Origin of the sequence: Vibrio penaeicida (assembly GCF_002933855.1) — a bacterium.
Classification (GTDB): Bacteria; Pseudomonadota; Gammaproteobacteria; order Enterobacterales; family Vibrionaceae; genus Vibrio; species Vibrio penaeicida_A.
Window position 1 is genome coordinate 1 of sequence record NZ_BFAQ01000022.1, and the last position, 21,423, is coordinate 21,423.

Annotated in this window: 20 protein-coding genes; 4 read left to right on the top strand and 16 right to left on the bottom strand. The window is 42.9% G+C overall.

Translation table 11 applies throughout. The features are described from left to right. Both VPNCDNU1_RS12685 and VPNCDNU1_RS12690 read right to left on the bottom strand, forming a co-directional pair. Positions 1-350: pentapeptide repeat-containing protein (locus VPNCDNU1_RS12685; protein WP_145959455.1), on the bottom strand; the 350-nt coding region annotated here is incomplete at its 3' end. A 44-nt stretch (positions 351-394) separates the two neighbouring features. Further along, positions 395-2,176, bottom strand: a complete 1,782-nt coding sequence (locus VPNCDNU1_RS12690; protein ID WP_237324133.1) for a methanol/ethanol family PQQ-dependent dehydrogenase — start codon at positions 2,174-2,176, stop codon at positions 395-397. 433 nt (positions 2,177-2,609) lie between these two features. Here VPNCDNU1_RS12690 and VPNCDNU1_RS12695 point away from each other — a divergent pair, with 433 nt between their 5' ends. The 4 genes from VPNCDNU1_RS12695 (at position 2,610) to VPNCDNU1_RS12710 (ending at position 6,598) form a co-directional block, all read left to right on the top strand. Further along, positions 2,610-3,782 carry a DUF1611 domain-containing protein gene (locus VPNCDNU1_RS12695; RefSeq protein ID WP_104400652.1) on the top strand — a complete coding sequence of 391 codons (1,173 nt, stop codon included), beginning with the start codon at positions 2,610-2,612 and terminating at the stop codon, positions 3,780-3,782. A gap of 2 nt (positions 3,783-3,784) precedes the next feature. Next, on the top strand, positions 3,785-4,312 hold the full coding sequence (locus tag VPNCDNU1_RS12700; RefSeq protein ID WP_104400653.1) for a hypothetical protein: 528 nt from the start codon (positions 3,785-3,787) through the stop codon (positions 4,310-4,312). A gap of 159 nt (positions 4,313-4,471) precedes the next feature. After that, positions 4,472-4,864 (top strand): GFA family protein, encoded by a 393-nt coding sequence (locus tag VPNCDNU1_RS12705; RefSeq protein ID WP_104400654.1) that lies wholly within the window; start codon positions 4,472-4,474, stop codon positions 4,862-4,864. Between the two features lie 393 nt (positions 4,865-5,257). After that, positions 5,258-6,598 carry a thrombospondin type 3 repeat-containing protein gene (locus tag VPNCDNU1_RS12710; RefSeq protein WP_104400655.1) on the top strand — a complete coding sequence of 447 codons (1,341 nt, stop codon included), beginning with the start codon at positions 5,258-5,260 and terminating at the stop codon, positions 6,596-6,598. A 70-nt stretch (positions 6,599-6,668) separates the two neighbouring features. Here VPNCDNU1_RS12710 and VPNCDNU1_RS12715 read toward each other — a convergent pair whose 3' ends face one another. The 14 genes from VPNCDNU1_RS12715 to VPNCDNU1_RS12780 all read right to left on the bottom strand — a co-directional run bounded on the left by VPNCDNU1_RS12715 (position 6,669) and on the right by VPNCDNU1_RS12780 (position 21,372). After that, positions 6,669-7,961 (bottom strand): hypothetical protein, encoded by a 1,293-nt coding sequence (locus tag VPNCDNU1_RS12715; protein WP_104400656.1) that lies wholly within the window; start codon positions 7,959-7,961, stop codon positions 6,669-6,671. Positions 7,962-7,964: 3 nt separating this feature from the next. Then, complete coding sequence (locus VPNCDNU1_RS12720) at positions 7,965-8,702, bottom strand: ABC transporter ATP-binding protein (RefSeq protein WP_104400657.1); 738 nt, start codon at positions 8,700-8,702, stop codon at positions 7,965-7,967. Then, a complete protein-coding gene (locus VPNCDNU1_RS12725) occupies positions 8,695-9,738 on the bottom strand; it encodes a FecCD family ABC transporter permease (protein WP_104400658.1) in 1,044 nt (347 codons plus the stop codon). The genes VPNCDNU1_RS12720 and VPNCDNU1_RS12725 overlap by 8 nt, the downstream gene beginning before the upstream one ends. After that, a complete protein-coding gene (locus tag VPNCDNU1_RS12730; RefSeq protein WP_104400659.1) occupies positions 9,738-10,799 on the bottom strand; it encodes an ABC transporter substrate-binding protein in 1,062 nt (353 codons plus the stop codon). Before VPNCDNU1_RS12730 ends, VPNCDNU1_RS12725 begins: the two co-directional genes overlap by 1 nt. A gap of 172 nt (positions 10,800-10,971) precedes the next feature. After that, positions 10,972-11,859 (bottom strand): hypothetical protein, encoded by an 888-nt coding sequence (locus tag VPNCDNU1_RS12735; RefSeq protein ID WP_237324129.1) that lies wholly within the window; start codon positions 11,857-11,859, stop codon positions 10,972-10,974. Positions 11,860-12,773: 914 nt separating this feature from the next. After that, complete coding sequence (locus VPNCDNU1_RS12740) at positions 12,774-13,277, bottom strand: hypothetical protein (RefSeq protein WP_104400661.1); 504 nt, start codon at positions 13,275-13,277, stop codon at positions 12,774-12,776. A 33-nt stretch (positions 13,278-13,310) separates the two neighbouring features. Continuing rightward, entirely contained in the window at positions 13,311-13,817 is a 507-nt protein-coding gene (locus VPNCDNU1_RS12745) for a copper chaperone PCu(A)C (protein ID WP_104400662.1), read from the bottom strand. Further along, positions 13,814-14,446 carry an SCO family protein gene (locus VPNCDNU1_RS12750; RefSeq protein ID WP_104400663.1) on the bottom strand — a complete coding sequence of 211 codons (633 nt, stop codon included), beginning with the start codon at positions 14,444-14,446 and terminating at the stop codon, positions 13,814-13,816. Before VPNCDNU1_RS12750 ends, VPNCDNU1_RS12745 begins: the two co-directional genes overlap by 4 nt. Then, positions 14,446-15,360 (bottom strand): heme o synthase, encoded by a 915-nt coding sequence (gene cyoE, locus VPNCDNU1_RS12755; protein ID WP_104400664.1) that lies wholly within the window; start codon positions 15,358-15,360, stop codon positions 14,446-14,448. Before cyoE ends, VPNCDNU1_RS12750 begins: the two co-directional genes overlap by 1 nt. Positions 15,361-15,372: 12 nt before the next feature. Further along, entirely contained in the window at positions 15,373-15,711 is a 339-nt protein-coding gene (gene cyoD, locus VPNCDNU1_RS12760) for a cytochrome o ubiquinol oxidase subunit IV (protein WP_101115180.1), read from the bottom strand. Further along, entirely contained in the window at positions 15,711-16,343 is a 633-nt protein-coding gene (cyoC, locus tag VPNCDNU1_RS12765) for a cytochrome o ubiquinol oxidase subunit III (RefSeq protein ID WP_104400665.1), read from the bottom strand. The genes cyoD and cyoC overlap by 1 nt, the downstream gene beginning before the upstream one ends. A 16-nt stretch (positions 16,344-16,359) precedes the next feature. Next, positions 16,360-18,390, bottom strand: a complete 2,031-nt coding sequence (gene cyoB / locus VPNCDNU1_RS12770) for a cytochrome o ubiquinol oxidase subunit I (RefSeq protein WP_201797035.1) — start codon at positions 18,388-18,390, stop codon at positions 16,360-16,362. Between the two features lie 28 nt (positions 18,391-18,418). Next, positions 18,419-19,306 (bottom strand): ubiquinol oxidase subunit II, encoded by an 888-nt coding sequence (cyoA, locus tag VPNCDNU1_RS12775; RefSeq protein WP_104400666.1) that lies wholly within the window; start codon positions 19,304-19,306, stop codon positions 18,419-18,421. A 1,115-nt stretch (positions 19,307-20,421) separates the two neighbouring features. Continuing rightward, positions 20,422-21,372 carry a LysR family transcriptional regulator gene (locus tag VPNCDNU1_RS12780; RefSeq protein WP_272897575.1) on the bottom strand — a complete coding sequence of 317 codons (951 nt, stop codon included), beginning with the start codon at positions 21,370-21,372 and terminating at the stop codon, positions 20,422-20,424. Positions 21,373-21,423: the final 51 nt, after the last annotated feature.

A 21,423-nucleotide genomic window follows, 5' to 3' on the forward strand; every position in this document is an offset into this window, starting at 1 on the left:
GCAAACATCGCCCAGCCTTTTATCGCTTTCATCTTGGCTCTATCAAACTTGGCTAACCTTGCATTGGCGTGACGAAGGTCGGCTCTAAACAGCTTTGCTTCGGTAAAGTCGGCTTTCTTTAAATTGGCATTTTTTAAAATGGAGTGGCTTAGATTCGCACCTCTAAAATTAGAATGTTGAAAATCAGCGCCAGTGAGATCCAAGTTGGACAAATCTTGACCGCTAAAGTCCATCTCCACACATTGAGTATAGGGCTTCATAACGCAGCCATTAACAGTAGGGAAGGGGGATTCTTGAGCGATCGCATATGTAATGTTTATCAAACTAAGTAAACATAGGAAAATACGCATATGAGTCCCTCCATAAGAGTAAGTAATGAGCACTAGGCCACATATCAGTTAGCCCAATCCGGTATTTCGAAAACCCAGAAGCTCCCTCCTTGAGGCACTGGTTTAGTCAATTCCGCCATATCTCCTCCCCACAAAGGAACAGCACCCCCATAGCCAGACGCAACACCGATATATTGCTTACCGTTTAGCGTCCAAGTCACAGGGCAAGAGATGATGCCGGATCCCGTTTGGAACTTCCAAAGCTCCTGCCCTGTTTTGGCGTTGAAGGCTTTTAGGTACCCATCACCAGTACCAGTAAATACCAAATTGCCTTTGGTGGCTAACACGCCCGCCCAAAGTGGCAGCGGTTCTTTATGCTCCCATTTGATACCTCCAGTGAGGGGGTCCATCGCCCGAAAGATACCCACATGATCATCGTACATTTTCTTGATCCGAAATCCCTGTCCTAGATAAGCCGCGCCTTTTTTGTAGGTGACATGCTCTGTCCAATAGTCTTCTTTCCAGTGATTACCTGGAATATAAAACCATCCAGTATCTTGACTGTACGCCATAGGATTCCAGTTTTTACCACCCAAAAACGGAGGCGAGACTTCGATGGCTTTGCCTTGCCGTTCTCCTTGTGCGGGTTTTGGGGGGCGCTGCCCTTCAACTTCCGCAGGACGTCCTGTCTTATCAATATGGGTAGCCCATGTGATGTTGTCTACGAAAGGAAAGGCGCGAATAAAACCGCCATCTTTACGATCTACGACATAAAAAAAGCCATTTCTGTCAGCGTGAGCGGTTGCTTTGACTGTTTTCCCTTCTTCTTGGTATTCAAATAAAATCAATTCGTTATTACCAGAAAAGTCCCATGCATCGTTCGGGGTATGTTGATAAAACCATTTCACTTCACCTGTCGTAGGGTCGACACCAACTTGACCGGACGTGTAAAGGTTGTCGTAATCACGAGGATTTCCGCCTTCTGATGTGCGTTTCCACGTATTCCATGGTGCAGGGTTGCCTGCTCCAATGATGATGGTGTTGGTTTCTACGTCATAGCTGGCACTTTGCCAAGGTGCACCGCCTCCATGATGCCATGCCTCAACGAGGTTGCCGTCTTTATCCCGCGGCCATGAAGGGGCATTTGCATCACCTGTCGGTGTACTTTCCTTACCGTTGAGTCTACCCATATGCCCTTCGACAAAGGGTCGCATCCAGATCTCTTTGCCAGTATTAGGATCACGCGCATAAAGTTTTCCAACAACACCAAATTCATCCCCAGACGAGCCATGAATGAGAAGTATGGTGCCTGTTTTTTTGTCTTTAACAATCGTTGGCGCACCTGTCATCGTATAGCCTGCTTTGTAGTCTTCAAACCGGACTTTCCAGACCACTTTGCCACTCTTTCTATTCAAAGCGACCATTCCTGCATCTAACGTACCAAAAAAGACTTTGTCACCAAAAATAGCAGCACCTCGATTGACTACGTCACAACAAGGTCGAATTCCTTCAGGAAGCCGATGTGCGTAGCTCCAAATTTTTTTACCCGTCGCGGCATCTAACGCAAAAATTCGTGAGTAAGAGGCGGTAACATAAATGATCCCATCGTATACCAGAGCTTGGGTTTCTTGACCGCGTTGCTTTTCATCGCCAAAAGAAAAAGACCAAGCAGGAGTAAGCTTGTTGACGTTTCCAACGTGAATGTCGGTTAAAGGGCTGTACCGTTGTGCTTTGGGTCCCATGCCATACATCAACACATTCTCAGGTGTGACCGCGTCGTTTTCGATGTCTTGCCAAGTGACCCCAACCGCTGCCATAGGCAGTGATAAAAAAAAACAAAAGAGCATACGGTATCTCAGAGAGCGTATTTTGGGTCGAACGTCAGTGAGCCAACCGTATAACGTTCTCATTATCATGATTAGTTGCATAATAAACCTCATGTATATCGCCAATTGTGGTATCTATCAAAGGGAGGGGATGCCCCCTAAGCATTGATACATATAGGGGGCAGGTTGAATATTGTGCGCCTACCACAACCCGTGCGAAATCCGACGGTAGAAGTGCTTTTCTCATCCCTTAGTCTTACTGACTAAGTCGGATTTGAGCTATTTTGGTCAGAAATGTGGGTTTGTTCACAATGATAATTATTAGCATTAGAGGTGTATATGCGGCACGCAATGGCTGTGCTAGCATACTATCTCCATATTTTTAGTGTGGACAAAAAGTGTTGTAAGTTGTTGGCTAATGTCCTGCTAAACGAACAGTTTGCTGGGTGACAATATGCGTAACTTAGACAAGGATGCTATTAGTTGCGGTAATGAAAAAGGCAACGGGAGTGATTATCTCGTTGGATCAGATTTTTCATTTTTTATAGAGCCGGAAGACGAGCGAATACAAACGGCGATCATTTATTGTGAAGGTCACTTTGGAGATGATATATGCCACCTCGCCAACGGGCTTATTGTTGCGAGTGCGCATTTTGAAGTGCTTGCGGTTATTGACAGCACAAAGGCGGCACAAGATAGTGGTGTGGTGCTATTTGGTGTGGCAAATGGCATTCCAATATGCCGAGATCTGACGGCTGCACTCCTGTACTCGGACAATACCCCAGATTTTCTAGTGTTCGGTTGGTATGCCTCGGGTAAGGTTATCAGTGAACAGGAAAGGCAAGTAATATTAACGGCTATTGAATACGGCATTCATATCATTCATGGCGGGCACGAGACACTCAATCAAGATCCTGTCATTGTTGAGGCATGCAAAAAATATCAAGTGCAAATAAGAGACTGGAGTTTTTTGTATTCAGGCGAGCCATTTCACCGTTTTACCAACCAAATAAAAGAAGTTTCCTCACCGCGAATTGTCATCATGGGAGACGACTCGGCAATCAGCCGCCTCTCAACCGCCAATACGTTGGCAAAAGTATTGACTGAATATGGCTTGAACGTTACGAAAATTGCAACGAGTCAAGTGGGGTTAACACATGGCACTTTCTACGGTGCTGCGCTTGAATTTGTTCCCCCTAAGTTTTACGCGGGGGAGCTTGAGAACGTTATTTTGGAAGCTCACGTTGCTGAGTGCCCAGATCTCTTTATCGTGGAAGGGCACGGAATGTTTCGAGCTCCCTCTTTTTATACTAGCGCTGCCATTATCTGCGGTGCTAACCCGAGTGCCATCATTCTTAACCATACCCCTAAGCCAGCTCCAAGATGTGGTCTTAATCCGGTACCAGATTTTGGGTTGTATGATGAAATTCACTTGCTCGAAATGTATTCAAAATCCCGAGTCATTCTAGTGACGCTGAACACACAAGGTCTTTCCACCAAACAGCGTCAAACCGCCATGAGCGATTTAGCCGTTAAAGGCGGACGACCAGTGTCCGACTTGTTTGCACAATCAGACGAACTACTCCTTGAATGTGTTCTTACGACATTTCCGTACCTGAGGCGATGAAAATGAGTGACAAAACAAATGGGTCACAAAATCGAAAGCAAAAGAAAGGGACAGCGATATTACGTCGGTATCGTGGTAATAGCCTACCTTTGTTATATAAAGTTATTCTTATTTATGGGGTAACACTATTGGTCTTAGTTTCCTTAGGGAGGTATTTTGTAGCAGAGCGAGAGCAGGACACTCAAGATTCGTTACCCATATTAGATTTGAAAGTCTCGTTGGCTGGGAAAATGGCGACAAATCGTGCTCGACTTCAGTTAATGAAAAGTAAGCTGATAGACGCAGAGTGGCATGCTCACAATCGACGATATCAGATTCTATTGGATCAGATTGATGAGAAAATCGACTACTACGACATGAGTATTGATGAAATCAAAAACATAAATGTTCTAGATTCTTACTCACCAGAAGAAATGAAGGCACTGCGCGCTGCGTTAAATGAATCACTTCGCTCCGAAGTCGAGTATGAAGAGGTACTCGATAAATACCAATTATTGGTGTTAGAGCTCATGTTGAATGTCGATAGATAAAAGAATGAAAACCACATTTTGAATTAGCCGCGCTGTTAGGTTTTTATTCTCAATCTTAGCTGCCTCATCCCAATCATTCCCCCACCTCTCCTGACAGGTTTTGTCGGGGTTGTATGACACCATTAGCCTTCCGTTCTCTTATAAAAAAGGAAGGCTCAAATGATTCAGGGAAGCTGTTGTTGTGGAACCGTCAAATTTGTACTTCACTCGAAGCCGAAGTTTCTTGGTATTTGTCATTGCAGCCGTTGCCGAAAATTAGGCGCATCGGAGTTCTTTATGGTGGAAAAGGCGAGTTTTGAATGGGTATCAGGCAAAGAGGAGGTAGTTGAATATGCTCCTAAGCCGCCTTTTGTTTATAAGCGATGTTTTTGCCGCAAGTGTGGTTCTAGCCTCGGCGAAGTCTTATCGAATGAGAACGAGTTTCCCGTTGTAGCCAATGTTTTGGATTCCGATCCAAACCTTAAGGTTCTGTTTCATGAACACGCTGCTACAAAACCTTCTTGGCAGCTAATTCATGAAGGCGCAAAAGTGTTTGAAACCGATCCTCATTAAAACATCACTCTCAACAAACTCGTTTTTACCTCTCAATGCCCAAACCAAAATGTTTGGGCTTTTAACTTTTCCTTAGAACTAAGAACCACAAAGCATAAAGGGGCAACTGTGAATTGAAAAGCTTTGCCATTGTGGTTTGAAAGATTTTGAGCTGATTAGAAATGAAATACGTGTCCGGATAAATAGTGATATTTCACTTAGTAGTGAAATATTCTGATACATATTTGAAGAGCAGTTTTTGATAGCAAGGTTGTGATCGATTTTTAGTGTGATGAACTGGTCGGATTTGATTTTTAAATTGTGACAATGAAGCAACAGTAAAGAATTAGAGAGTGCGTGATTTATCCATTTTTATTACATATGTGCTTAATTGTATAAAAGATGGAAATAACTATGATAAATGCAGTTCTCATGTCGGCGTTGGCAACCTCATTTTTACCTATCGGACAGGTCGGAGATACCATTCAGGCAGAACCCATTCCTCAGCAGCTTAATGCTAGTGCATTTGCGACTGGTTCAGCTGAAGCAGCCTATAAACCTGTTTGTCAGACCATTCGACTTGATACGTCTTACAATGCCACATTGAATACTGGTAGCGGCGTTTGTGTTCACTTTTCAGTCGCTGAGCCTACCAAGATCACCAGCATTATGAATCAGCTGGATGATGTGACGGATGCTTCGTTAAAGCTTTATCACCATATTAATGGTCAGTTTAAACAAGTTGGAGCTGAATCTGTTGTGGCAGGAAAGGGGAGCGAAGTTCTGCACAGCTTGAACCAAGCTGGCGAGTACTACTGGCAAATTACTGCTACTAAAGCAACCAACGATGCCATTTTGTTCGGTTCCATTACGACGAAGCATTTTGATGAACACGAAATAAACGACACGTTCGAAACCTCTACACCATTTTCTGAGGGATGGCACAGCGTAACCGCTAACATGGATACAGGAATAGATGCCGACTACTACTTGTATGAAGCAACCAGTACCGATGGTATTAAGCTATTCCTTGATGACCAATTGGCACCAAATAGCTGGAAACTCGAAGTATTGCGCGTGAATTCTCCAACGTGGGTGGAATACCAAGGTGGGGTAGAACACTTGATTTTAGGGCTAGCAAATCAAGAGCGTATGTTAGTACGCGTTACAGCCAATGCCTCTGCCGCAGCAACGACGGAATCGTACGCATTGTCTGTGGGTGCACCTGAAGTTGTCTCTCCTAACTACAAGTACGCACCAGGAACTTTCTCGGGCAGTGTTAGCCTGCAAGGTCGCGTTAACAAAACTACGTACTTCAATGCTGCAACACCATACGATACGTTGAAGTCGTTTGTTATCATGCCACGCTCCGATATAAGCTCGGCGCTTAACTGCCGGATCCGATTGTATGATGCGACCAACAAGCAAATTGGTGTTTACGGATGTGAACGCTCTCAGCAAGTGAACTTTGAAGAAAGCAATGATTTTAAGAAGCCGATTCGTGCTCGTTTAGAAATGTACCATGCGGATTTCGCGAATCGCGGTACGGTTTACTACAACATCGGTCTGAACGCTTCATTTAATTACATTGCGGATTTAGACAGCGATGGCATGTCTCAAGCCTTTGAAAATCAACACGGCTTGAATGATCTTTCGGCACTAGATGCTGCTTTGGATACAGACAGTGATGGCGCGACTAACCTGCAAGAATACCAAGCAGGAAGTGATCCTAAAGACCCTTTGAGCAAGCCTTAGTTTTAAGACTGCTTTAGATTTGATAAAGCTAAGCCCCACACTAATGTGGGGCTGTTTTTATTGGTATGCTCTAAACATTCACAATGGCATGATTTCTATGTCGAATAAGACCAACGCAAATCTCTTTTAGCAGCCCATTTTGAAATGGACCGTGATCAGGGTAGCGGTGATAATCATCTCCATTATGAAGCACTACTTTTCCGCCTCGTCCGTCGTCTGTTGGGAATTGCCACAACCAATCCGCAGGTTTAGGATCCTTTTCAGTACCTACGTGCGTCAGGGCAATTGCATCATCAGGCATTTCGGAGTAACCCCGACTGTACTGACCAAAAATACCTTCCCAGCCGTCAAAGTCGTCAGGCATATTGCTAAAGAACCCATATGGGTCATTTGCGACACGAACTTTTAAGTTGCTAAATGGTCTTGGAGAAACCGTCTTAAAAGGTTTAAGTATTGGGAGCCATTCAATCACGACTTCCGAGTTGATAACGAGCTGTCCTCCTTTTTTCAGATACTCCATAAAGGACTGCTGCAGTGATTTCAAATAAAACTGGTCACTGATTCTAGGCACGACTAGAACGTCACTTTCCCAAACTGAGCAGTCCAGTTCGTAAATAGACTGAAAGCGAATACAGCCTGTCGAACCTACAAATGTGCTTTGCAAATAAGGAGGTTCATTTTCTGTTTCTATATCGGAGCTTGATAAATAAGTGACGGTAAATTCAGGGAGCTGGCCCCTATCATTACCCAACTCTCGATTAAGCCAAGGGTAAAAGCCATCGATCAGTCTTTTTGCTGCGGGCATAAATCTCTGGCCGTTATGGCTATGCGGATCAAGTGTTGTAAGAAGTACTCGGCCACCATTGGGAAGATCTGGAAAATCAACCATCACCGAGCCTTCATCTTGTTCCAAGTTGAGAAGGGAGACGCCAGAATGGTTGGCATTAAAAACGCCGTGCCAATGCCATTTCATATCGTCTAACGACACAAAATCAAACAGATTATGTTCAGGAGAGGGCAAATAAAGTTCTATGTGACCGTTGGGCTTTGTCCACCAAAGCCAGTCTTTGATTCGCTTGTTTTCCCATGTTACATCAACTGCGGTTAACCATTTGTCGATGTTCTTAACAGGAAATGCAATCAAAAAACCACCAGACTCAACATAATCGTTGATTTGCTGCGCATGCGCTTCCAATTGGGACCCGTTGGTGTGGCAAGCAATGATTATTGCGGCATATTGAGTGAGATCGGTGTGCGGAAGATCTTGCAGGTAGATCATGTCATCCATCCAATGAGCATAGTCTCGGAAGGACAACACTTGAGAACCGCAACCCCACGTAATGTAGCCAATTTTTTTCATCATAAATTACATCTCGAATCGAGGAGCGAGGGTGACAGAGTCGTCTGATTGGAATATTGCGTTATCCACATTGATACCATAAAGATCAGTCAGGTTTCTCGACGTTAGGATCTCGGTGGTTCGCCCATACAGATAGTTATCTTGACCGCTCATTAGCAAAACATGAGATGCCGTTTCGAGGGCATGCTGAGGCATATGCGTGCTGTACACTATGGTCATTCTCATCTGATTATTGAGTAAACGAATTTTGCTCAACACAATAGCTTGGTTGTGATAATCCAAAGCAGAGCAAGGCTCGTCCAAGATTAAAATATCGCATTCAGACGTTAATGCCTGAGCAATCATGACCAATTGCTTTTGCCCACCACTCAGCTGATTGAAGTTTCGCTCGTGAAGGTGATGAATTTGCATCATCTCTAGATATTGATGGGCTAATTCAAAATCTTGCCTACTGGGAGATCCTGTTAAGCCGAGATATCTCGCCCGCCCCATCAGTACAATATCTAACACCGAATAACTAAAAGGCATGTCAAAAAGTTGAGGCACGTAACCAATAACGCCAGAACGACTCACTTCACCAGATACTGGCGTATTGTTGCCAATCAGTGCATTCAATAGTGTGGTTTTTCCTACGCCATTCGCGCCCATTATGGCTAGAACATCTCCTTTGTTGATATTGAAATCATAATCTCGGAGGATGATGTTCTCTCCGGCTCTTAAAGCGAGGTTATGCAGGCTAATCATTGTTCCACCCACTGCTTGAATGTGCTTTACGCAATATAAAGGCGAAAAGAGGAACACCGATTAATGATGTCATGATCCCAATAGGAATTTCCGCATCGGAAACCGTTCGCGCTGTATTGTCGATAATCAGCATGAAAATCGCGCCAATTAGGGCTGAAATGGGTATCAATCGAACATGATTGGCTCCAGCTAAGAATCTCGCAATATGAGGGATGATTAAGCCCACCCAGCCTATTGCACCGGCGGTCGCAACTACTCCGGACGAGATAACTGCCATCGCGACTAGAATGATCCACCTAATCTTATTGAATGGAGAGCCAAGGGCTTTTGCTCTTTCTTCCCCCATCGAAATGATGTTCATCTGAAAGCGAAGCATGTAAATCATAATTGAGGCTGGGATGACTGTAATGGCAAGCAACGCTAACGAGTCATAACCGACGGACGCGATGCTTCCCATTAACCAATAGGTAATGGAAGGTAACTTGGAAAACGGATCCGCCAACAGTTTAATGATGGATATTGCTGCACCAAAAAACGTAGAGATGATCACGCCAACAAGAACAAGCGAGAGAATAGATGTTCTGCCATTCACTCTTGCCAATAACATCACAGCGAATACGCTCATCATTCCAAATACGAAAGCAAGTAAGAGAGTGATGAAGGTATTTTCAAATAAGAGGATCGCCAGAGTGCCACCAAATGCAGCGCCTGATGTTACTCCTATAATACTGGAATCGACCAATGGATTTCTAAACAGCCCTTGAGCCGCCACACCGGACACAGAGAGCCCAATTCCGATAAGCACCGCAGCTAGGATTCTGGGCATGCGAATCAGTTCTACAATCCGCTGCTCAATAGGTGACCAATCAATGTCGTTGGCAGGAATAAGGTTGTCCACAAGAATCATCATTACTTTCGACAAGCTGATCTCGTAGCGACCAAGCGTTGCTGAATATAGGGTTAAAAAGAATAAAACGATAATCAAAGCGTAAATCGCTTTATCTCTTGTTACCTGATAGTTAGCAGTTACATGCATTACTTAAGACCAAATTTTGTTTCGTATCCGCTACTTACTTTATTCTGATCCATTTGCATGATTTGCGTGTATTGCTCTTCTGTAATGTCCACACCGTAAATGGTCTTGTATGCATTTCTTACTTTATTCGAAAACTCGGAGGCTTTGAATTCGTTCGGATGGGCAATTTGAGCAAGCCATTGCATTGTTAGGTAGGCTTCAGAAGCATCTGGAGAGCGATTGAACAAAGGTACTTTGTAGACCTGCTTTTTCTGAATCGCGTCGATATCCGCAAGTAACTCGTTTGAGTAGAAATCTTTTGGTGTTAATTCTTCAGCCCAAGCTGGAATTACAATGACGGATGGATTCCAAATATACATTTGCTCAAGGTTTATGGTTTTCCACCATTCCGCACTGTCGTCATGACCAACATTGTTAACGCCTGCGATTCTGTGGTCGGTAGAGTTGTTTGCAACAATTCGAATATCTTGCCCCAACTTGTCAATTTCGATCATACTTGGGTAGGCTTTTTCGGTTACCGAGCTCAGCGTATCTTTGAGGTCTTTGTTCGAATTCCGAGCAATATCAATGATCATGTTTGCACGCTCTACTTGCCCAGAAATTTCCCCAGACATTCTTACCGTATTTTCTCTATCGGTATTGCTGCAGCAACCCCATGTTGCGACGGTTAAACCAACTCGTTCAAGTGGTTCACTTAGCTTTGGATCGTATTCCCACTGGAAAATGATGTCTGGGTTATTTTTCAGGATAGCTTCGACATTAGGTACAAATTTATCTTTAGCAGCGTCAGCTTGAACGGTTTTGAAGTGTGGGAAAAACTCAGAATACAGACCGTTATTGATGCTCTTTTGAGATTTTTCTGTGATGTTGATAATGGTTTGTGGCTGTAAAGTAACAGCGCTGTAAATGATAGGGGCTGAACTTGCGATGGCGACTACTCTTTCTGGAGAGTTATCAAGCGTAATTTCTTTCCCGCGGCTGTCTTTAAACATAACTTCCGCATTGGTCGTACCAGAAGCAAGTAATGCAGTTGAAATGGCTAATACAGTATATTTTTTCATTATTTTATTCCGTTAGTGTAACTGCCAAAAACACTAACAGAAATGATAACTATTATCAATAAACTCAATAAGGGATTTTAAAAAAGATAAATGTAGAGGAAAACGCTGGAATATAAATGGACTTGGAGCGTGGTGACTGCCTTAAAAACTTCTTCAAGGAAGTTAGAAAATACTAGCGCCAAAAGAATAAGCTAAATGACGTGCAACCTGAGATAACAACTAATGTGGCGGTCAAACCATACTGAACTTGCGGTTTGATAATGTGCTTGGATAGTGTGGGTGCCACCATAAAATTATGCCCTCCCCAATCTCTGTCTTTCATGTGAAAACATAAGCTTAGGAACATCAAATGGCTAGAGGTGACAATTCGAGCATGGAAGAAATCGTCTGCGTAAATGGCGATAGCAATCGAAGCTGTTTGGGTGATAAGTAAGGTGAGCTTAGGGAGCACCCACTTATATTCCACGAGTAACATCTGCAGTACCCATGCGCAGTAAAGTACGATGAGCTGCCAAGGCACACTTGTACCAAAAAGTATGATAGAACCGCTCTCATTCAGGTATGTTTCTTTTCCGCTAGCGAGCCAGAGGTAGATGGATATGGCGAGATACGCCGACAAGAAAAACGAAGAATGAGCTTGCTTTTTCCACTGCACATACAAAAAGCCAACAGTATGGGCAATGATGAATACTTTCATGCCGATGTCGAAACTACCTAAACCAATAATTTCTGTTAATAGCAAAAAGCAGAGTACGTTAAAGCTGGTTTCTAGCAAGAAAATACGTTTGAGTTCACGTGCATTGTTGACGGGCTTTACGAATGACCAAAATAAAACTGGTAGTGCGAGCGTGAGAAAAAAACCTACCCACACTGAGCTTTCTACAAGCGTGTAAAACCCTTGCGCGTAAGCTAGGCAAAACATCAAGAAAAATAGTGATGATATAGGTGGGTAGTAGCGGCTGTTTGTCATATTTTGGGATTGAAGTTTCGCTTTTGATTCCAATGTATCGATATAAATCTTTGTTCTTTCTATGCGTTTTCCGCCGCGACGGATACACAATATCGCGTTTTCTGTTCCAGCTTAATGTCGGATATGTGCTAGCTCAAGATCGATGAGAATCGAGGGCTATTCACACGACTTTACTTTTCTAGCATTTCAGCAAAGCGGAGAAGTGTAGCTGAAAGCTGACACTAAATATACAGTCAAATTTGTTGCCATTGATACTCGAAGAAATTACTAATAAATCTAGTCATTAAATTTATTTCAAAGCTCAAATGTGGCCAATATTTTGTTATTCGTTGTTTATATCGCGTTAAAAAGCCAGAAACAGAGTTCTGGCTTTGGGTGGGGTATAACCCCAGATTGATTAAGGAGTTGAAGGGAAAGTAGGGGACTTTCATTCCATTCGGGAATGTTCCCAACTCAAGTATTATCGGCTTCAACAATCACTTCTTCAATACAGCTAAAACTTGTAATTCTGTGGGATATTGACCTTGGCGGTATAAATCTCAACCTTGAACCTAATATTTACATATAAAAACAACAAGATAGAGTGATTTTGATGTGAATAGGTTTACTTTAGATATATTGCTTTGTTTTTCAATAGTTTGAAAGCGATCCAGAAACTCTATTGCGTAAATAAGCTAAAAACATACAGTTAAGGAATTAAATTCTTATAAATCAATAACATAAAGACCTTTTGCCTGACTTCCTTTCTGTCATGATAACGTGGTTAACCAATTGATATTAAAGAAAATAAGGAAAATCTAAATAGGTGATCTCTTACGTGTAGGGAAGACATAGGAGCTTGCAAAGTGACGTGCGAACTTGATGTGAAAGGTTTATAACTCTGATTGAATCTAATGGTATGTTTTAAAAGACTTATTTTGAATGTAAGCAGAAGGAAAGTTTACAGAGCTATAAGATTAATTGTGCTTAGAGCTCTGTAAAGGGAAGATGCGTTTGCCTTTGGCTTAGTTTTCCACCAGTTGTCGAGTGGTGACTAAGCACAGTGTTGTAAATTGATCGGTTAGAAATGCTTGTTTCCCAGCAACTCGTTTACTGTTGAGTACTAGTGTTCTATCTGTGAGCTTACCTTGGAAGTCCCACTTACTAAACGCTTCGTGACGCGCATCTGCGCAAGGCGTTTGTAATACATAGCTTTCGGTTACCGATGTATCACAGGTGCCGTTGGCATTTTTTATGCCGTGGAACGTCACGTGGCTGTCTCTATCGCGGTAGTTGGTCACTGCCAAAGCATTGAACAAATGTATATCGGTAGAATCGTTTTTGTATGCAAGCATACGGTGTGGGTTCTTTTTCAAACTGGAGCGCGCAAGTTCTCGCAATTCTTCTGCACATGGTAGAGCTTGCTCGGTTGCAATGATGTCCATTGATGTCGTCACAGGTGCTTCTTCTGCAACGAGAGCAGGGGAAAACACGAGCGATCCAGAAAGCAGAACTAACGTAGGTTTCATGCATGCTCCTTGGTATTCAGATGTATCTTCAAACTATTTTGCTTTGACAGCCATAACAGGAAAGTCGAGAGTATAGCGCTCTCCGTTATCACGTATCAATGTGACTTTTATGGTTTCACCCGCTTTAAAACGCTGAGTTAATCCCATTAGCATTAAGTGATATCCGTTGGGTTCTAACTTGAAAGTCTCGTCAGGTTTGACTTCAATTACCTCTATTTTTCGCATTGCCATTCGGCTGTCGCGTAAGAACATACGGTGAAATTCAGTATGCTTCGCAGCATCGGTCTCGACGTGCGTAAAGCGAATTGTATCTGCACCTTTGTTTGTGATGTTCAGATAACCGGATGTCACTTTAATGCCTGGAATTGTGGCTTTGATTCGAGCGTAATCGACGTAAGCCTTGTCCGTTAAGCGCTGAACTTCACTCGATGGTAAAGGATCCGGCTGATAGAAAGGCTTTTTGGTTTTTTCGTAGTAGGCGACGGAAAAAGCCAGCAAAAATGCGATAAAACACACAATGCCAATTTTGGCTAATTTCATGAAGCATTTCCGGTATTTGAATTGTACTCTTCCAGCGCTCGCTCAATACGAGCTGCCAGCTCTATAGGAGTGGTGCTGTGGCTTAGAGAGTCAACAAGCTGACCGTTCGGGTCAATGATGTAAAACCGGGAAGCGTGATCTACTGTATAGGCAAGTTCAGACGAAGACATATCAACCAGATCAATGTAAACACCGTATTGATCCGTAATGGCTTGAATTTCTTCTTCTGTACCGGTTAAACCCAAAATTTGTTTGTCGAAGTACTGTGCAAACTCATTAATTGATTCTAAGTCGTCTCGCTCTGGATCAACGCTAACAAAGAACCCTTGAGTTTTATCGTATATCTCTTCAGATAGATATTTGAACGATGCAGACATTACCCCCATTGATGAAGGGCAAACTTCGGCACAATTTAGGTAACCAAAGTATAAAACAACGACTTTGTCTTTGTATTCGTCAAGGTCGACAGAGCCGCTAGCACTGTTTAAGTGAAATTTTCCACCTAAGTCTTTGAACTGGCGAGGCTTCTCTCCTATAGGGAGCGTTGTATTGTCCACATAGAGTGCAAGAATACCTGCCAGAGCAAGGACACCCAATGCTAAAACTATCTTCACTGGGTTTCGAATCATTAGATGAATTCCTTGAGTTGAAGTATGTTCACCGATGCTTGTTGAGTTTCATGGATTTCTGACGGAGAGAAGTCGATAGAAATCAAAATGCAGAACACCATAATACAAACGATAGAGAACAGCATTTGTTGCTTACCCCATTGCTCGGTTGGCATTTTTTGAAAACTCACTTTTGCTAAGTACAACCAGTACATGCTGACCAGACCCATACCTAACGCATACCAGCTACCAGCGTAACCTAAGTAAGTTAGTGCTAAAGAAGCGATGGCAAAAGCAACGATATAACCCATGATGTGGGTACGTGCTTTATCTACGCCCTCTTTAATCGGCAATACAGGAATCGACGCCGCTTTGTAATCGTCAAAGCGATAAATGGCGATCGCGTATGAATGCGGTATCTGCCAAATACAAAAGGTAAGGAATACAATTGCAGCACCAAGATCCAATTGGTTGGTTACCGCGCAATACCCAATGACCGGAGGACAAGCACCAGACAAGCCACCAATTAGCGTTCCGTGTACAGAGTGTCGTTTGTAGTAAAGGCTGTAAAAGCCGACGTACACAACGAACCCTAGAACACCAAACCAGAAAGCGACCATAGAGGTGAAGAAAAATAGAGTAGAAAACCCTGCAATACCCAGAATAGTAGCCCAAGCTAATGCATGGGACACTGGGACGACTTTTTGTACCAGCTCACGTTGGCAAGTGCGTTTCATTTTGGCATCGATGTCTTTATCGATGAAGTTATTGAAAACGCAGCCTGACGCAACGATGAACGTAGTGCCTAAACACACGGCAAGGAAAAGGGACCAGTCAATCTGGCCTTGAGAGGCCAGAAAGAAGCCACCAGCCGCAGCAACTAGGTTGCCGCGGATAATGCCAGGTTTAGTGAGTTGTAAATAGTTCGAAATCATTATGTATTCCGATTAGTGACCCATCAACATATTGTGGTTCAGGTGTTCCATAATCCAAAGCGAACCAATTAATATGATGGCAACTAAGACGACAACGAATACTGCCGAGGTAGTGTTCCACATCTGCTCGGAAGAGGTATTCATATGCAAGAAGAACACCAGCTGAACCAAAATTTGCGCAACGGCACAGATTAAGATAACACCGATTTTCAACTGTGGAGAGCCTATATCCATCATCACCATAGCGAATGGGATCACTGTTAGTAAGACGGAATAAATAAGGCCCATCACATATTCTTTAACGCTGCCATGTGCTTGACCGCCATGACCATGTTCTGCAGTCTGTGCCATTACATCACTCCCATTAGATAAACCACACTAAACACACAAATCCAGATAACATCCAGGAAGTGCCAGAACAAGCTTAAGCAAGACAGACGTGCTTCGTTGTCTTCAGTAAAGCCATCTCGTTTAAAGTGGAAATATAAAACGATCATCCAAATCAAACCAGCGAATACGTGCAAACCGTGTGTTGCTACTAGTGCGTAGAAAGACGACCAGTAAGCACTGCTGTCAAACGTAGCACCTGCTGCGCTGAAGTGATGGAACTCATAAAGTTCCATAATCAAGAAGCCCAGACCCAAAGCAAAGGTTGTCCAAAGCCAGAACCACATGCCTTTCGCATCACGTTCTTTTGCTTTCAGCATACCCATACCGAAGGTGAAACTACTGAGCAGTAGCAAAGCGGTACCGCCTGCTACAAACCACAGGTTGAATAATTCACTTGGTTCTACAATGCCCGCAAAGCTATTTGAGAAAACAGCAAATGTGGCAAACAACGTACCGAATAACAAACAGTCGCTTAGGATATAAATCCAAAAGCCAAAGATTGTGTCACCAGCGTAATCATGGTGGTCATGATCATCGTGACCATGATCGTTGTGACCACCGTTGTCCAGCACTGATTTATCATGTGCAGTCATATTATCTCCTAAATCCTTAAACCGCTGGGGATGCAGGTTTCGTGTCAGTTTCTTTCGACGCAGGGTTAAATTCAGGGCGTTCCTGATAAACCTTGTCTAGATGAGGGCCTTCAATAGCCTCAACTTCAGAAACCTCAACGTAGTAATCTTTATTGCGCTGGAAGCTGTATACGATCCAAGACACGATCATGCCAAGGAAGCCAACAACTACCATCCACCAGATATGCCATACAAATGCGAAGCCCATAATCAGCGAGAAGAAGCTGATTACAACACCTGCCCAAGTGTTACTTGGCATGTGGATTCGCTTGTAGCGGTCAGGTTTTTGATACGCCATTCCATGTTCTTTGCGGTAGTGGTGCTCGTCTCTGTCATGAATTTTTGGCAGAGTTGCAAAGTTATAGAATGGAGGTGGAGAAGACGTCGCCCACTCAAGAGTACGACCATTCCAAGGGTCACCTGTTTCGTCCATATTTTGCTTACGGTCACGAATACTGATGAAGACTTGGTAGAACTGAGCGGCAATACCAGCTGCGATGATGGCAACACCGAATGCAGCAATCATAAGCAATGGTGCCCATTCTGGGTTGTCTGTCGCATTTAGACGGCGAGTCATACCGTTGAAACCAAGCACGTATACCGGCATAAATGCAACGAAGAAACCGATAGTCCAAAGTGCACAAGAAACCTTGCCCCACTTCTCGTTCAGTTTGAAGCCAGTTGCTTTAGGGAACCAGTATGTAAAGCCAGCAAAGTAACCGAATACCGCACCACCAATGATTACATTGTGGAAGTGAGCGATTACGAACAAGCTGTTGTGCAGTACAAAGTTTGCAGCAGGCACCGCTAGCATTACACCTGTCATACCACCAATGGTGAAGGTAACAAGGAACGCCATGGTCCACCACATACTTGCCGTGAATTCAACACGCCCTTTGTACATGGTGAAGAGCCAGTTAAATATCTTAACCCCGGTGGGTATGGATATTATCATGGTGGCTATTCCGAAGAAGGCGTTAACACTTGCCCCAGCCCCCATGGTAAAGAAGTGGTGTAGCCATACGACAAACGAAAGAACCATGATTACTGCCGTCGCCCATACAAGAGACGTGTAACCAAATAGTCGTTTACGAGAGAACGTTGCACAGATTTCAGAGAAGATACCAAATGCTGGTAGAACCAGAATGTATACCTCAGGGTGACCCCATGCCCAAATCAAGTTCACGTACATCATCTGGTTGCCGCCCATATCATTGGTAAAGAAATGCGTACCAATGTAACGGTCAAGAGTCAGAAGTGTCAGCGTAACGGTAAGAATAGGGAAAGCAACGATGATGAGTGCGTTGGCACACAAAGAAGTCCATGTGAATACTGGCATTTGCATCAGCTTCATGCCTGGAGCACGCATACGCAAGATAGTAACAACGAAGTTAACACCTGTTAGAAGCGTACCGATACCAGAAATCTGGAGCGACCAGAGCCAATAATCCACACCAACCCATGGGCTGTATTCCATTCCTGAAAGAGGCGGATATGCCAACCAACCTGTCGAAGCGAATTCACCAACGAACAAAGAAAGGTTGATTAGGATTGCACCTACAACGAATAGCCAGAAACTCAAGGAGTTTAGGAATGGGAAAGCAACGTCTCGTGCACCAATTTGAAGAGGCACAACAACGTTCATCAAACCCACAACCAAAGGCATGGCCACGAAGAAAATCATGATTACGCCGTGAGCCGTAAATATTTGGTCGTAGTGTTCGGGGGGCAGGTAGGAGGCATCTACCGTAGCTAATGCTTGCTGCGAACGCATCAATATGGCGTCGGAGAACCCCCGAACCATCATGACTAACGCAACGATGATGTACATGATACCAATTTTCTTGTGGTCAACAGAAGTTAACCATTCAGCCCACAAGTATTTCCATTTACCCATGTAGGTAATCAAACCTAGCAGACCGAGACCACCAAGGATCGCGGCAATCATAACGGGCAAAATAACTGGGTCAGTGTACGGAATGACGTCCCAGTTTAGTTTTCCGAATATTAAATCAGGTTCGGCATGTACGTCGCCTTTATAGGCCATTTTGAGCTCCTGAATGTTTCTCGATGATATCTTTGAATCGCAGTGGATCGACAGAAGAGTAGTAGGTCACAGGGTGGTATTTTTTGATCTGCTCTTTTGCATTAGCAGTCAAAGCGTCGTAGCTAGTGTCATTCAGCACTCGCTCGGACAATTTCACTTTGTTCACCCATTCGTCAAAACCAGACTCACTAACGGCATGAGCCTTAAAGTGCATGTTCGCGAAACCGAAACCGCTGTAGTTAGCAGACATACCACGGTAGACGCCTTCTTCTGAAGCCATCAAGTTGACGCGGTTTTCCATTCCAGCCATTGCGTAGATTTGGCTACCAAGCTGAGGAATAAAAAACGAATTCATAGTGGTGTCAGAAGTAACGAGAAACTCCACAGGACGATCAGCTGGGAAAGCAACTTCATTTACTGTTGCAATTTGTTGTTCAGGGTAGATGAACAACCATTTCCAGTTCATGGAAACGACTTGGATAGTTAGAGGTGTCTTGTCTGACTCGATTTCACGGCGTGGATCAAGAGAGTGGGACGTTTCATAAGTAATCCAACCCAATGCCAAAATGATAAGACAAGGAACAGCCCAGACTATCACTTCGATTTTAGTGGAATGCTCCCAATTTGGTTTGTACTCGGCCTCTTTGTTAGAGGAGCGGTACTTGTATGGGAAGTACACGCACATGAACAACACCGGAACAATGATGATGGCCATGAGTAAAACAGAAGTGATAATCAACGATTCCTGAGCTTGACCAACAGGCCCCTTAGGATCGAATAACACCATGTTACTACCGAAGAATAGTACGCCTAATAAAATCAGCCCAACGACTGATGTTAATATTAATGCAACTTTTATGTTACATTTTATTTTCATTTGTCCTCCCTGGAACTCACAACCAGAATAAATTCAAAGACAATAATTTCATTACGAAGTATCCAGATACATAGATCAATCACTTCAATTTGAAGAAAATTGCACGTGAAATGACGTCAAACAAAAAGGAAAACTTTTGTTAACAATTCATTATCAATTGAAACAATTAACCTACAAAATGCGGTGATATTAGAACTTAGATACTAAAGCGTGAATTAAAGTACCAAATTGTTAAATTAGCAAGCTTTAACTTGTTCAGAACTGTAAATTTCAATCTATGTATAAATTACAAAAATATTAATTTCATTTTTCCAAGAAATGAGGTAGAGCAAGACCTAGGTCAACAGTAACCTGTTTTACAGAGCGAATTATATATAAGCCATCCAATACCCCTTATTTCTTTGTGAGAATAACTTTATCACGGGCTCTTTTGTGGTTATTAACCATATTTAATTAGTGGTTAATAGGTTGGCGATCGGTGGTCATATTTCCTTACGGCTAGCCTTATTATTATTGACCATTTAATAAGCAAAGAAATCGAGAAACCATACTGGTTTTTTTCTTTAAGGTTTGATGTCGAGTTGTTCTTTGTGATTTATCCATGCATCCAGTAGGGTAAAGGTTTGCGAGGTGATTAGACTTGATTTTTTTGTGGGTATAGTAATACAGTAAAATTTCAAGTTGCTTTCGAACTCTCTCGAGTACGCTTTAACAATAATGTGAAATAGTATCTAAATAGTCATTTCTTATGGGTTATTTCCAACTGTTACTAATCGTTAAAAACTGTATATGTTAATTTGATTTCCCTTATAGACACAATAATAGTGTGTCTATTGTTACAAATTGCATTAAATTACTATTTGCTAAATTATTCATTGGGGAATTTAGGAAAAAGAATAGACAGTATTGTTTGTTTGGGGTCGTTTGGCTTTATAACTGAGTAAAACGCTTCTGGTTAAATATTGCTCTAATTGGTTTTGGTTGAGTCATATTAATAGTTTCTAGAATGTATATTTAAATGATATAGGTATCAAAATTGTTAAAGAATATGCATCAATACCTATGGCATTTTAGAGAGCATTAAATTCGATTTATTAACATATGCGTCAACTGACTCAACAACTCTTGTACGACATGCCCGAAAAAATATCGGCGGCAAGAAGAAAGTCTATTAAATGCCTGATCCTTGCTGGAATTTGTTTCCTTGAAGGATAGACGAGGTTAAAAATCTTGGGTTCACTTCTAATGCCACACGCTACCTGAATCAATTCACCAGCATCGATCTCCTTTTGTACGGTACAAGGTATTAATAATCCTACTCCGACGCCCATCAAGGTGAGCTTTTGCATCACTAGCGGAGAATTACAGCAGTGATAATTCTTCGGCGCAATTGCGACCATCTTTCCGTCGCAATAGAGCTTTTGTAAGTTGTTACTGGCTGATTGCTGTTCAAGCAGAACCCAATAATGTGACTCCAATTCCTCCGCTGTGTTAGGCATCCCATTCTTTGCAATGTACTCAGGGCTGGCAAATAGGTGGGCACTTTGCTCGAACATCTGTCGAGCTATCAAAGAACTGTCTTGCGGGCTACCAACACGTAATGCCAAATCGATGTTTTCTGCCACTATGTCGGATTTGTGGTCATTCAGGACCAAATCAAGCTCCACCTCAGGGTATGTCTCTCTGAATTCTTCTAGGATAGGTAAGACCTGATTCAGAGCGATATCGTAAGTCATTGTTAACGATACTCGCCCCGACACCTCTTTGGGCGCAATGATGGACTCAATATGGTCAAACAAGTAAGGTAATTGCTTAACTTCTTGGTAAACCTTCTGTCCTTCTCTTGTCACCGAAAGCTTTCTGGTGGAACGCTGTATTAAGCGAGAACCTAACTGGGCTTCCAACTCTGACAATTGCTTACTGAGTTTGGATCGATCCGTTTTCAGTTTTCTAGCCGCTTCGGAAAAGCTCCCAGCTTCGACAATCGCTGCGAACATCGCCATTCTTTTTAAGTGAGAAAAGCTATTTGCATTCAAAATTGCAACACTCCATGTCCATATTTGCATCTAGTGATTATTTTAAATTTATAAATAATTGAATGTACTGCGCTATTTAAA